Source organism: Thioalkalivibrio sp. (assembly GCF_041690275.1).
Classification (GTDB): domain Bacteria; phylum Pseudomonadota; class Gammaproteobacteria; order Ectothiorhodospirales; family Ectothiorhodospiraceae; genus Thioalkalivibrio.
This window is the reverse complement of the sequence record NZ_JAWLHP010000062.1, coordinates 1-12,828: the sequence shown is the minus strand read 5'-3', so window position 1 is coordinate 12,828 and position 12,828 is coordinate 1. Positions and strand designations below refer to the sequence as shown.

The following is a 12,828-nucleotide window of genomic DNA, read 5'->3' as shown; positions in this document are numbered from 1 at the left end:
CCCGGGCTTTTCCTCATGCCTCGCGGGACCTCGTAGGGTGGGCAAAACGAAGTGTGCCCACCAGTCACCACCCAGGCCGCACGGTGGGCCCGCTGCGCTTGGCCCACCCTACCTTTTCCTCGTGGTCCGGCGATCCGGGATCCGGATCGCCGAGGCGGCTTCCTCAATCCAGCACGAGGCCGATGGTCAGCATCATGATAAAGCCCAGCAGGACCCCGAAGGTCGCCTTGCCCTCGTGACCGCAGCGGTGCGACTCCGGAATGATCTCGTGACTGATCACGAACAGCATCGCGCCGGCCGCGAAGGCCAGCCCCCAGGGCAGCAGCATCTCCATCAGCGTGACCGCTCCCGCCCCGATCAGCCCGCCCAGCGGCTGCACCAGTCCGGTGAGCAGTGTCACCCCGAGGGCGGCCAGTCGGCTGTATCCGAGTGACAGCAGGGCCACCGCCACCACCAGACCCTCGGGCATGTTCTGCAGGCCGATCCCGATCGCCAGCGCCACCCCGTCGCTCAGGTCCTCTCCGCCGAAGCCGACCCCGACGGCCAGCCCCTCCGGCAGGTTGTGCAGCCCGATGGCGAATATGAACAGCCACACCCGGAGGATCTTCTGCGGATCCGCTCCGCTCTGCGGTCCGGTCACGAAGTGCTCGTGCGGCACCAGGCGGTGCAGCGCCAGCATCAGGACGCCGCCCAGGGCAATCCCGATGCCGACCACCAGTGCGGCCGCCCAGGCGCTGCCGAAGTCCGCCTCCGCGATGCTGGCCGCCGGGAGCACGAGCTCGAAGGCGGTGGCGGCGAACATCACGCCGGCGCCGAAGCCCATCAGCGAGTCCTCCAGCTCGCGCGACAGGCGGCGCATGACGAAGATCGGGATCGCGCCGACGCCGGTGAACATGCCGGCCACGAAGCTTGCCAGGATCCCGAGCTGCAGAGTACCCAGGCCTTCGAGCCACACCCGCATCAGCGGCCACAGTGCCGCCACGCCCGCGACGAAGAGTCCGAGCGCCAGCACGGCCAGGATCGGACCCGGACGGAGCATGCCGGACGCCGGGGACTCTTCGGATTGCATCATCGCTCCTGCAGCTCGAGGTCAGCCTCGATTCGAGTGTAACGCCGGCACCGGTATATGCCACCCTGCTGAGGGGCCCCTCCCCACCCCCTTTCCCGCCATCGGGGCGAGGGCCTCTCCGTGTGCGCGGATGGGGGGCCCTGCGGCCGAAAACGGCTCGACCAGGGGCCCGGGTGCAGCACAGCCCTTCTCAGCGGATCGCTGATCCGTTATACAGGGCACGAGTGGCACGAAGGAGCGGATCACGATGGCGCAGCAAGCGCGCTTCCACGACAGCGGGCACGGAAACGACGGACCCTTCGCGCCATCGCGATCGGGCGCGGCGCGGTTGGCGGCTGACCCGCCGCGGGTCCGGAGGGCCTCGCGGCTCACGGCGGGGGCCAACCCGGGGAGGTGCCCGTGAAGAACCAGCGCCCCGGGGGCCGGCTTCGGGATCCGTTCGACGCGCCCGCGAATGCGCCGGATCCCGGCGCGATCCAGGCACTGGTGCAGGCCGCGCTCAAGGAAGACCTGGGAAACGGCGATCTCTCGGCGACCCTTGTACCCGCGGAGCAGAAGGCGCGGGCAGAGCTGCACCTGCGGGAACCGGCGGTGCTCTGCGGCCAGGCCTGGTTCAACGCCTGCTTCCGGGCCCTCGCCCCGGGCGTGCAGGTCGTGTGGCTGGTGGAGGAATGTGCCCGGGTCGGGACGCCGGGGATCGTTGCCGAGGTCACCGGACCCGCCCGCGGCATCCTCTCGGCCGAGCGCAGCGCCCTGAACCTGCTGCAGACGCTCTGCGGCACCGCCACCGAGACCGCACGCCTGGTCCGTCTGCTGAGCGGTGGACGAACCCGGCTTCTCGATACCCGCAAGACCCTCCCCGGTCTGCGCGTCGCGCAGAAGTACGCGGTCCGCTGCGGCGGCGGCTACAACCACCGGATGGGCCTGTGGGACGCGGTGCTGGTGAAGGAAAACCACATTCTCGCCTGCGGCTCGATCCAGGTCGCGGTGGACCGGGCGCGCAAGATGGGCAAGGGCCGCTGGATCGAGGTCGAGGCGGAGGATCTCGACGAGGTCTCGCAGGCGCTGGACGCGGGCGCGGATGTGGTGATGCTCGACGACTTCGCACTGGAAGACCTGCGCGAGGCGGTGGAACGCATCCGCGGCCGCGCGATCTCCGAGGCCTCGGGCAACATCACCGAGGCGATGCTCCCCGAGATTGCCGGAACCGGCGTGGACTACGTCTCGATGGGCGGGCTCACCAAGCACCTGCGCGCGATCGACCTGTCGCTTCGCTTCACCTGACCGCGCACAAGCGCACAGCGCAAGCGATGATCCGGCCATCCCCATGGGGTGGGCCCGCTGCGCTTGGCCCACCCTACAGTGACTACCACCACTTCTCGTACTTGAGCTGCTGCTCGGGGATGCCCCACTGGGTCAGCAGCTCGGTCATGTCCTCGATGAATTCGCGCGAGCCGCAGTAGTAGTAGAGGGCCTCGCGCGACAGATTCAGCGACTCGAGCAGCGGGTGGCTGATCCGGCCGGTGTGCCCGCGCCAGTCCTCGGCCTCGCGGGTGACCGTCAAGGTCACGTCGATGTTCGGCGCCTCGCCCAGCACCGCGAGCTCGTCCGGGAACAGGACCTCGCGCTGGGCGGCCACGCTGTAGACCAGGTGCGCGTGCACATCGGGCGCCTCGCGGTGGATCAGACGCAGAATGCTGATCAGCGGGGTGACCCCGATGCCGGCCCCGAGCAGCACCACCTCGTGGCCCATGCCCGGCTCGAAGTAGAACGGCCCCTGCCCTGCGGTAACCAGCACCTGGTCCCCCACCTGGCTGACGGTGTGCAAGTGGTGGGTCGCTTCGTGATGGTCGGCGTACTTGATGGCCAGCTGCAGCCGGCCGTCGTCGCTGGGCGCCGACACCACCGAATAGCCCCCCACCACGGGCTCGCCGCCGCGCGGGATCACGAGGTCCACCCACTGGCCCGCGCGGGCGCGAAAGCGCTTCGGATCCGCGGCCAGCGTGAACACCTTGATCAAGGGTGTCGTCTGTTCAACGCGCTCGATCCGAGCGGAAATGAAATGTTCGGGGACGTCCACTGCATGCGACATGATGAACCCTTTTGTGATGAATCCCGTTCTTCGAACTGATGACCGCCCCTGCGCCGCCGGTGGAAGACGCTGGAGCCGGCCCGGCAACCCGGGGGCCAGGCGTCGCGCGGGGCGCGTTCCCCGGCGCCACACGGGGCCGACCCGTCCGCGCGCGAGGCCCCTCGGGACCGCGCCTGGCGCGCGCACCGGATGCGCACGCAGGCCGCTGAGGACCTCAGCGCTGCCCGGCCTCCGCCGCCTTGACCTCGTTCCACAGGCCGTCCAGTGCCTCCAGCTCCAGCTGCGCGACATCCTGACCGCGGGCGGCGGCGAGCCTCTCCATCGCCCGGAAGCGGCGCTCGAACTTGCGGTTGCTGCCGCGCAGCGCGGCCTCCGGTTCCACGCCGAGATGACGGGCCCAGTTCACCACCGTGAACAGCACGTCGCCCACCTCGTCGGTAAGGCGCTCCGGGCTGCCGCCCTGCTCGTGTTCGACCTGAACCTCTTCGATCTCCTCCCGGAGCTTCGCCAGCACCGCCGCCGCACCGTCCCAGTCGAAACCGACCCGCCGGGCCCGACGCTGCAGCTTCGCCGCCCGGGCCAGCGCGGGCATCGCCAGCGGGATGTCGTCCATCGCACCGTGGCGTTCCCGCTCCCTGCGCTCCTCGGCCTTGGCCGACTCCCACGCGGCCTCGCGTTCGTGATCGTCGGCGAACTCGGCCGCGCCGAAGACGTGCGGGTGCCGGCGCCACAGCTTGTCGCCGATCGCCCGCGCCACGTCGTCGAAATCGAACTGTCCCGCCTCCTCCGCGAGCCGCGCCTGAAACACCACCTGGAACAGCAGATCGCCGAGTTCGCCGCGGATCACACCCGTATCCCCGGCCGCGATCGCCTCGCCGACCTCGTAGGCCTCCTCCAGGGTGTACGGCACGATGGTTTCCGGCGTCTGCGCCCGATCCCAGGGGCAACCCGCTACCGGGTCGCGCAGACGCGCCATGATGGCGCGGAGGCGGCGTATCGGGTCGGGGTCATCGAGGGTCATGACGAAATTGTACAGGGACCGCATCACGCGCGGCATTTGCCGCCCGGTGGCCGCAGGCTTTTCACCCTGGCGACCGTCCGCCAGCGGTCGCTCCCGACCCGTCCCCGCGGCGGCGCATCGGCAGGATCGGGGGTGACTGCGGGCGCCATTGAACGTATTCTTGCGCCGGCAGGGGATAGGCCATTGGTTCGAGTCCAGGTCAGCGACCGGGGGAACGGCCCGCCGCGACCCGGCTCTCCGGCTGGAGGCAGTGACGAAGGACCCCGTCCTGTTCCCCCGCCGCAAGAAGCAACAGCCCGGGGAGACCTCAAGCGTGTGGAGATACATCGCCAGCCTCGCCCTCCTGCTCGCGATCACGTGGCTGTTGTTCTCGGGCATGTGGAGTCACCCGATCCTTCTCCCCCTGGGTGCGCTTTCGGTGGTGTTCACCATCTGGCTGAGCCATCGGCTCGGGATCCTCGATCGCACCGCCAACCCTCTGCGGATCATGCTCGCGAGTCTGCGCTACTGGCCGTGGCTGCTGGTCCAGATCGTCCAGTCCAGCGTGCAGGTCGCGCGCCACGCCCTGTCGCCGCGGCTCGACGTCAATCCGCGCATCGTGCGGCTGCCCACCACCCAGCAGACCGATCTGGGACGGGCCATGCTCGCCAACTCGATCACCCTCACACCCGGCACGGTCTCGATCTACGTGCGCAAGAGCGAGATCTGGTTCTACGCACTGGATGCGAAGAGCGCCGAGGAGACGGCCTCGGGCGAGATGGATCGCCGCGTGCGCCGGTTCGAGGAGGAGGCGCAATGATGTTCGTGGCGGCGGGTCTGGCCATTCTCCTCACGATGGGCATGGCGCTGGTCCGCATGTTCGCCGGTCCCACCCTGTACGACCGCATCCTGGCAACCAATGTCTTCGGCACCAAGACCGTACTGATCATCGCGGTGATCGGCTTCATCGTGGGACGACCCGAGTTCATCGACATCGCGATCGTCTATGCGCTGATCAACTTCGTCGGCATCGTCGCCATCCTGAAGTTCTTCGAATACGGCAGCTTCCGCTCCGGCTCCGAGGGCCGCGCGCCGGGCGCGCGCGACAGGGAGGAATCGCCACCGTGATCGCCCTGCTGCTCGACCTGCTGAGCTGGATTCTGCTGCTCACCGGCTCGGCGTTCCTGCTGATCGGCGGCATCGGGCTGCTGCGCTTCCCGGACTTCTATTCCCGGCTGCAGGCGGCCGGCATCACCGACACGGTCTGCTCGATCTCCATCCTGGTCGGACTCACCCTGCAGGCCGACGCGGTCCCCGTGGCGGCGAAGCTCCTGTTCACGCTGTTCTTCCTGCTCTTCACCGGCCCCCTGTCCTCGCTCGCGATGGCCAAGGCCGCGCGGCACAGCAAGGTGGATCCCTGGCGCCCCGAAGACGGGGGTGGACCATCGCCGCGCTGATCGACATCCTGCTGCTCGCGTTCCTCGTGGCGGTGGCGTTGGCCACGGTCTGGATTCGGAACCTCTTCGCCGCCACCATGCTGATGGGCATCTTCAGCCTGCTCGCGGCGTCACTGTACGTGCTGCTGGACGCGGTCGACGTCGCTCTGACCGAGGCCGCGGTCGGTGCCGGACTCTCGATCATCCTGATGCTGGGGGCGCTGGTCCTCACCACCAGCAAGGAGAAGGTGCGCGACACCCGGCACAACCTGCTGGCCCTGGTGGTGGTGCTGATCACCGGCGGCGCGCTGATCTACGGCACCATGGACATGCCTGGCTTCGGGGACCCGGAGGCGCCGGCGCACCAGCACGTGTCGCCGCGCTACACGCAGGAATCGGTGGACGAGATCGGCATCCCCAACATGGTGACCTCGGTGCTTGCCAGCTATCGCGGGCTGGACACGCTGGGCGAGGTGCTGGTGATCTTCGTCGCCGGGGTGGGGGTGTTGCTTGTGCTGGGACCGGGCCGCTACCGGCGCCGCCCCCGAGGCTCCGGGAAGGCTCAGGAATGAATCCGCACATCGTGCTTCGGGTCGGGGCCAAGCTGCTGATCCCGGTGATCGTGCTGTTCGGGCTCTACGTCCAGTTCCACGGCGAGTACAGCCCCGGCGGCGGCTTCCAGGCCGGCATCATCTTTGCCGCGGCGCTGATCCTCTACGCACTGATCTTCGGTCTCGAGACCGTGCAGCGGGCGGTGCCCCCGGGGGCGGTGCACGCCCTCGCCGGCCTCGGCGCCCTGCTCTACATGAGCATCGGCATCTGGTCGATGCTCGCCGGTGGCAACTTCCTCGAATACAAGGTCCTCCTGGCCGATGCGCAGCGGGCGGAGATCCTCGGCATCATCCTGATCGAACTCGGCGTGGGGGTCACCGTGGCGACGGTGGCCATCACCCTGTTCTATTCCTTTGCCGGAAGGATGCGACCCGAGCAGGACGGAGGCTGACGCATGGAGTGGCTCGGCCTTTACAACTACTGGGTGGTGGTGGTCCTGATGATGACCGGATTCTACGTGGTCATCGCGCAGGGCAACCTGATCAAGAAGATCGTCGGACTGAACATCTTCCAGACCTCGGTCTTCGTGTTCTACATCAGCCTCGCGAAGCTCGACGGCGGCACCGCGCCGGTTTACCTCGAGGGCACGACCGCCTATACCAATCCCCTTCCGCACGTGCTGATCCTCACCGCGATCGTGGTCAGCGTCGCACTCACCGCGATGGGTCTCGCGCTGGCCGTGCGCGTCTACGAGGCCTACGGCTCGCTCGAGGAGGACGAGATCAACGCTCAGGACGAGCAGGACGCATGATCGAACACCACCTGCCGGCCCTGCAGGTGCTGCTGCCGCTGTTCGCGGCTCCCCTGCTGATGTTCCTGGTGCGCTGGCCGACGCTGGCCTGGGCCGTGACCACGGCCGTCTGCTGGGCCGCGTTGCTGGTGTCCGCCCTGCTGCTCGAGGCCGTCTGGGCCGGGGGCCCGATCAGCTACGCCCACGGCGGCTGGGAACCCCCCTACGGCATCGAATACCGGGTCGACACGGTCAACGCCTTCGTGCTGCTGATCATCTCCGGCATCAGTGCCATCGTGATGCCCTTCGCGCGCGACAGCGTTGAGCAGGAGGTCCCCCGGGACCGCATCGCCTGGTTCTACACGGCCTTTCTCCTGGCCAATGCCGGTCTGCTCGGCATCGCGATCACCGGCGATGCCTTCAACATCTTCGTGTTCTTCGAGATCTCGGCGATCGCATCCTACGCGCTGATAGCGATGGGCCGCGACCGGCGCGCCCTGCTGGCCTCGTTCACCTATCTGATCATGGGCACGATCGGCACCACCTTCCTGCTGATCGGCATCGGCTTCCTGTACATGATGACCGGCACCCTGAATCTCGCGGACCTGGCCGAGCGCCTGCCCGCGGTACACGACACCAGCACGATCCGGGCGGCGTTCGCCTTCATCGCCGTGGGCGTTTCCCTGAAGCTCGCGCTGTTCCCGCTGCACCTGTGGCTGCCCAACGCCTACACCTACGCGCCCTCGATGGTCACGGTGTTCCTGGCGGCCACCGCGACCAAGGTCGCGATCTACGTGCTGCTGCGCTTCTTCTACTCGGTGTTCGGGGTCGAGTTCTCGTTCGGCGTGCTGCCGATGGGCTATGTCCTGATGCCGCTCGCGCTGCTGGGCATCCTGATCCCGTCGATCGTGGCGACCTTCCAGGCGGACGTGAAGCGGATGCTGGCCTACTCCAGCGTTGCGCAGGTCGGCTACATCATCCTCGGGTTCAGCTTCGCCAGTACGCTCGGGCTGATGGCGGCGATGCTGCATCTGTTCAACCACGCGATCACCAAGGCGGCCCTGTTCATGGCGCTGGGTGCAATCGTCTACCGCATCGGCAGCCCGCGGATCGACGCCATGGCCGGCATCGCCCGCGACATGCCCTGGACCATGGCGGCCTTCGTGGTCGGCGGACTGAGCCTGATCGGCGTCCCGCTGACCGCGGGCTTCATCACCAAGTGGCACCTGCTGCTGGCCGCGCTGGAGGCCGGGCTCTGGCCGATCGCGGTGTTCCTGCTCGCGACCTCGCTGATCGCGCTGATCTACATCGGGCGGGTGGTCGAGGCCGCCTATTTCCGCGAGCGTCCGGCCGGCGCGGTGCCGGTGCGCGAGGCCCATCCGGCGCTGCTGCTGCCGACCTGGGCCCTGGCACTGGCGAGCGTGGTCTTCGGGATCCACACGGCGCTGCCGATCGGCGCCGCGGCCCGGGCCGCCGAGCTCCTGCTGGGGGGCTATCCATGAGCCGACCCGGCCTTCACCCGTGAACCCCGGGATGGCCATCGGGCTGGCGCTCGCGACCCCGCTCGCGGGAATGCTGCTGATGCTCCTCTTCGCGCGGCTGCCGAACCTGCGCGACACGGTGATGGTGCTGACCGCCGCCACCATGTTCGTGTTGGTGCTGCAGGTGCTGCCCGAGGTGCAGGCGGGCGGGCGCCCGAGCCTCCAACTCTTCGAACTGATGCCCGGTCTGGCGATCGCGTTCGAGGTCGAGCCGCTGGGCATGCTCTTCGCACTGGTCGCCTCGGGTCTGTGGATCGTCACCGCACTGTATGCGATCGGCTACATGCGGGGCGCGCACGAGAAGCATCACACCCGCTTCTACGCCTTCTTCGCGATCGCGCTGTTCAGCGCGCTGGGGATCGCGTTCGCGAAGAACATGTTCACGCTGTTCGTGTTCTACGAGATCCTGTCGCTCTCCACCTACCCGCTGGTCGCCCACAAGGGCACCGAGGCGGCGAAGCGCGGGGCCCGCATCTATCTCGGGCTGCTGCTCGGCACCTCGATCGGCTTCCAGCTGCTGGCGATCCTGCTCACCTGGCATCTGACCGGTACGCTGGACTTCACCGACGGCGGCATCATGGAGGGCAAGGTCGGCCATGGCATCGGCGCAATCCTGCTGCTGCTGTACATGTACGGCATCGGCAAGGCGGCGCTGATGCCCTTCCACCGCTGGCTGCCCGAGGCGATGGTCGCGCCCACGCCGGTCAGCGCGCTGCTGCACGCGGTCGCGGTGGTGAAGGCGGGCGTGTTCACCGTGCTGAAGGTCAGCATCTATCTGTTCGGCCTGGATTACCTGCAGGAACTGGTGACCACCGACTGGGTGATGTACATCGCCGCGTTCACGCTGATCGCGGCCTCGCTGGTCGCCTTGCAGCAGGACAACCTGAAGGCCCGGCTCGCCTACTCCACCGTGAGCCAGCTGTCCTATATCGTGCTCGGCGCGATGCTCGCGAGCCAGATCGCGGCGATCGGCGGGGGCATGCACATCGCGATGCACGCCTTCGGCAAGATCACGCTGTTCTTCTGTGCCGGCGCCATCTACGTCGCGACCAGCAAGACCGAGATCAGCCAGATGGACGGGCTGGGCCGGCGCATGCCGTTCACCATGGGCGCCTTCCTGCTCGGTGCGCTGTGCGTGATCGGCGCGCCGCCGATGGGCGGACTGTGGAGCAAGTGGCACCTGATCCTCGGCGCCCTCGACAGCGGGCAGCAGCTGATGATCGCGGTGTTTCTGGTGAGCACCCTGCTGAACGTCGCCTACCTGATCCCGCCGGTGATCCGCGCCTTCCTGCGCCCACCGAGGGACGGCTACACCGGCGGCATCCGGGAGGCCCCGCTGCTCTGCGTCGCGCCGCTGACCTTCACCGCGCTCGGCGCCTTCGCGATGTTCTTCCTCGCGGGACCGCTGCGCGGACTGCTCGAGGGGATGTTCCCGTGACGGTTAGGGACGTTCTCGCTGCAGGCATCCGTGGGTGTGCGGTGCGCGGCCCGGCGGGACGCCGTGAATCCATCCATGGAGGCTTGACGGCAGCATCCATGCTGCCGACACCCGCCGGGCCGCGCACCGCACACCCACTCCCCGCGCTTCTGAAAAACCGGCCAGTACTCTGGCCAACCGCAACGGGATAGGGAGATCAGCATGAGCCACTTCCTCGAATATCTGGTGAGGCGCGCGCGCCCGCTGACCTGGGTGATGCTGGCCCTGATGGCGCTGCTGGTGATCGCGGACGTGCTGATTCCCACCGGCTACGGCCGCTTCCCCTTCGACACCATCGGCGGCTTCGGGGCGCTGTACGGGTTCGTCTCCTGCGTGCTGATCATCGTGGTGTCCAAGCTGCTCGGCTACGCCTTCCTGTACCGGCGCGAGGACTACTACGACGACGCGCTGCCCGACGGCAGGCCACGGGCGGGCGCGCCGGAATCACCGGAGCCGCGCGATGGCTGAGACCGTCGCGCTCGCTTTCGGGGCCTGGCTGCACCCGTCGCTGCTGCTGATCCTCGGCACGCTGGCCATCCCGTTCCTGCGGGGCCGCGTGCAGCAGGGCTACCGGCTGCTGCTCGCGCTCGTCTTCCTCTGGGTGGTCTGGACCATCGCTCCGGGTACCTACGGCAGCCTCCGGTTCCTGGGCCTCGACCTCGTCGCCGGCCGCGTCGACACGCTGAGCCTGGTCTTCGCCTACGTGTTCTCGCTGATCACCGTGATCGGAACGATCTATTCGCTGCACGTGAAGGACAACGTGCAGCACGTGGCGGCGTTCCTCTATGCGGCCGCCGCGGTGGGCGTGGTCCTTGCCGGCGACCTGGTCACCCTGTATGTGTTCTGGGAGCTGATGATGCTGGCCTCGGTCTGGCTGATCTGGCGCCGCCGGACGCCGCAATCCTACGCCGCCGGGATGCGTTATCTGCTGGTGCACTCGGCGGGCGGCATGCTGCTGCTGGGCGGCATCGCGCTGTTCTATTTCCAGACCGGAAGCCTGGCCTTCGAACAGATCGACATCGCCGGCCCGGCCTTCTACCTGATCCTGATCGGGTTCATGATCAATGCGGCAGTGCCGCCGCTGCATGCCTGGCTCAGCGACGCCTATCCCGAGGCCACGGTCACCGGCGCGATCTTCCTGAGCGCGCTGACCACGAAGACCGCGGTCTACGTGCTGATCCGCGGCTTCCCCGGTACCGAACTGCTGATCTGGATGGGCGCAGTCATGGCGCTGTGGGGCGTGGTCTATGCGGTGCTCGCAAACGACATCCGCCGGCTGCTTGCCTACCACATCATCAGCCAGGTCGGTTACATGGTCGCCGGCGTCGGGATGGGCACCGCGATCGCGCTGAACGGCTCGGCAGCGCACGCCTTCACCCACATCCTGTACAAGGCCCTGCTGTTCATGGGCGCCGGCGCGGTGATCCACATGACCGGCAAGAGCAAGCTCACGGAGCTCGGCGGCCTCTACAAGTACATGCCCTACACCTTCCTGCTGTACATGATCGGCGCGTTCTCGATCTCGGCCTTCCCGCTGTTCTCGGGCTTCGTGAGCAAGACCATGGTGCTGGAGGCGGCGGCAGTGGATTACCGCATGTGGATCTGGCTGATGCTGTCGATGGCATCGGCGGGCACCTTCCTGCACACCGGCCTGAAGCTGCCCTACTTCACCTTTCTGGGAAAGGATTCGGGACTGCGCCCGCAGGAGGCCCCCTGGAACATGCTGCTCGCGATGGCCATCGCCGCCTTCTTCTGCGTGTTCATCGGCGTCTATCCGGCCTGGTTGTACGGCCTCCTGCCCGCGCCGGTGGACTACAACGCCTACACCCTCGATCACCTGTTCTGGGAACTGCAGTTGCTGCTGTTCACCGGGCTCGGGTTCTTCGTGTTGCTGAAGCACGTCGGTGGCGAGGCCAGGATCAGTCTCGACACCGACTGGCTCTACCGGCGCGCGCTGCCGGCCACCGCGCGCCGGGTCCGCGACCGGGGCGGTGCCGCCTGGCAGGGCCTGCTCACCCTTGCGCGGCGGGGCATCGCGGGCTTCGTGACGGGGCTTGCGCGGCACCATGGTCCGGGGAGCCTGCTGGCCGGCACCTGGCCAACCGGCAGCATGGTCCTGTGGGTCGCGATCATCCTCGCAGGCTCGCTGCTGATCTACTACGTCTGAATCCCGGAAGTTCCCTTGCCCGACAACGCACAAGGGAATCTTGAGTAATTTAGTAGGTTATTTATATTAGTCCTCAACGATGTACTGAAACGCCCCGTCGGGGCGGCACATCCACGAGGAGGTAACATCATGACCCAACTGATCAGCAACTTCCCGCACGATGGTGTCGTGACGCTCAACCGCGTGATCCTCAAGCCGGAGTATACGGTCGACGACCTGCAGGAGCGCGTGGCCATGCTCTGCGAGAACGTGAAGACCTACCACTCGGACACTGGATTCGTGGGCGGGTTCGTCGCGATGAACTCGGGCGCGGTCTCCAACGAGGGCTCGACCGTGGGCCAGGCCGTCGACAGTCCGCTGAAGGACAAGGAGGCCCTGATCATCACCTTCTGGAACTCCTTCGAGGACCACGAGAAGTCGCACCAGAGCGAGACCTTCCAGCCGTTGTTCCGCGAAGTCCTGGAACTCTGCGAGAACGGCAACGAGGAGATCGCCTACGAGATGCTCTGGTCGGGCAAGGCGTATTCCGAGGCCGAGGCCCGCGCCGCACGCGAAGCCAAGGAGCGCTACGCGGCCTGACCCGGCAAGCGGCCGCGGCCGCCGCCGGAAGCCGCTTCCACACGGGAGGGATCCCTGTGGGAGCCGTGGGAGCGGCCTCTGGCCGCGATGCCCTGGGGTGCCTCATGCACCCCGCTGATCGCGGC

15 protein-coding genes are annotated in these 12,828 nt (G+C 67.7%); 12 read left to right on the top strand and 3 right to left on the bottom strand.

Features of this window, described 5'->3' with window-relative positions; translation table 11 throughout:
* Nucleotides 1–163: 163 nt before the first annotated feature.
* On the bottom strand, nt 164–1,069 hold the full coding sequence (locus ACESMN_RS11410; protein ID WP_373053725.1) for a ZIP family metal transporter: 906 nt from the start codon (nt 1,067–1,069) through the stop codon (nt 164–166).
* Nucleotides 1,070–1,468: 399 nt separating this feature from the next.
* Between ACESMN_RS11410 and nadC the strand changes: the two genes are divergently transcribed.
* Nucleotides 1,469–2,353 carry a carboxylating nicotinate-nucleotide diphosphorylase gene (nadC, locus tag ACESMN_RS11405; protein WP_373053724.1) on the top strand — a complete coding sequence of 295 codons (885 nt, stop codon included), beginning with the start codon at nt 1,469–1,471 and terminating at the stop codon, nt 2,351–2,353.
* Nucleotides 2,354–2,435: 82 nt separating this feature from the next.
* Here the strand turns inward: nadC and ACESMN_RS11400 are convergent, their stop codons facing one another.
* Nucleotides 2,436–3,161, bottom strand: coding sequence for a ferredoxin--NADP reductase (locus ACESMN_RS11400; protein ID WP_373053723.1), 726 nt, complete (start codon nt 3,159–3,161; stop codon nt 2,436–2,438).
* A 214-nt stretch (nt 3,162–3,375) separates the two neighbouring features.
* Nucleotides 3,376–4,182, bottom strand: a complete 807-nt coding sequence (gene mazG, locus ACESMN_RS11395; protein WP_373053728.1) for a nucleoside triphosphate pyrophosphohydrolase — start codon at nt 4,180–4,182, stop codon at nt 3,376–3,378.
* 250 nt (nt 4,183–4,432) lie between these two features.
* Between mazG and ACESMN_RS11390 the strand changes: the two genes are divergently transcribed.
* The 11 genes from ACESMN_RS11390 to ACESMN_RS11340 all read left to right on the top strand — a co-directional run bounded on the left by ACESMN_RS11390 (nt 4,433) and on the right by ACESMN_RS11340 (nt 12,703).
* On the top strand, nt 4,433–4,981 hold the full coding sequence (locus tag ACESMN_RS11390; protein WP_373053722.1) for a Na+/H+ antiporter subunit E: 549 nt from the start codon (nt 4,433–4,435) through the stop codon (nt 4,979–4,981).
* A complete protein-coding gene (locus ACESMN_RS11385) occupies nt 4,978–5,289 on the top strand; it encodes a monovalent cation/H+ antiporter complex subunit F (RefSeq protein WP_373053721.1) in 312 nt (103 codons plus the stop codon). Before ACESMN_RS11390 ends, ACESMN_RS11385 begins: the two co-directional genes overlap by 4 nt.
* On the top strand, nt 5,286–5,618 hold the full coding sequence (mnhG, locus tag ACESMN_RS11380) for a monovalent cation/H(+) antiporter subunit G (RefSeq protein ID WP_373053720.1): 333 nt from the start codon (nt 5,286–5,288) through the stop codon (nt 5,616–5,618). The genes ACESMN_RS11385 and mnhG overlap by 4 nt, the downstream gene beginning before the upstream one ends.
* 26 nt (nt 5,619–5,644) lie before the next feature.
* Nucleotides 5,645–6,169 (top strand): DUF4040 domain-containing protein, encoded by a 525-nt coding sequence (locus tag ACESMN_RS11375; protein WP_373053719.1) that lies wholly within the window; start codon nt 5,645–5,647, stop codon nt 6,167–6,169.
* The gene (locus ACESMN_RS11370; protein WP_373053718.1) at nt 6,166–6,600 is read left to right on the top strand and encodes a Na(+)/H(+) antiporter subunit B; all 435 of its coding nucleotides are present in this window, start codon (nt 6,166–6,168) and stop codon (nt 6,598–6,600) included. Before ACESMN_RS11375 ends, ACESMN_RS11370 begins: the two co-directional genes overlap by 4 nt.
* A gap of 3 nt (nt 6,601–6,603) precedes the next feature.
* On the top strand, nt 6,604–6,960 hold the full coding sequence (locus ACESMN_RS11365) for a cation:proton antiporter subunit C (protein ID WP_373053717.1): 357 nt from the start codon (nt 6,604–6,606) through the stop codon (nt 6,958–6,960).
* A complete protein-coding gene (locus ACESMN_RS11360; RefSeq protein WP_373053716.1) occupies nt 6,957–8,441 on the top strand; it encodes a monovalent cation/H+ antiporter subunit D family protein in 1,485 nt (494 codons plus the stop codon). Before ACESMN_RS11365 ends, ACESMN_RS11360 begins: the two co-directional genes overlap by 4 nt.
* A gap of 31 nt (nt 8,442–8,472) precedes the next feature.
* Nucleotides 8,473–9,918 (top strand): monovalent cation/H+ antiporter subunit D family protein, encoded by a 1,446-nt coding sequence (locus tag ACESMN_RS11355; RefSeq protein ID WP_373053715.1) that lies wholly within the window; start codon nt 8,473–8,475, stop codon nt 9,916–9,918.
* Between the two features lie 201 nt (nt 9,919–10,119).
* Nucleotides 10,120–10,425: a hypothetical protein gene (locus ACESMN_RS11350; protein WP_373053714.1), complete on the top strand. Its 306-nt coding sequence runs from the start codon at nt 10,120–10,122 to the stop codon at nt 10,423–10,425.
* Nucleotides 10,418–12,124, top strand: coding sequence for a Na(+)/H(+) antiporter subunit D (locus ACESMN_RS11345; protein WP_373053713.1), 1,707 nt, complete (start codon nt 10,418–10,420; stop codon nt 12,122–12,124). The genes ACESMN_RS11350 and ACESMN_RS11345 overlap by 8 nt, the downstream gene beginning before the upstream one ends.
* A 129-nt stretch (nt 12,125–12,253) precedes the next feature.
* A complete protein-coding gene (locus ACESMN_RS11340) occupies nt 12,254–12,703 on the top strand; it encodes a ligand-binding protein SH3 (protein WP_373053712.1) in 450 nt (149 codons plus the stop codon).
* Nucleotides 12,704–12,828: the final 125 nt, after the last annotated feature.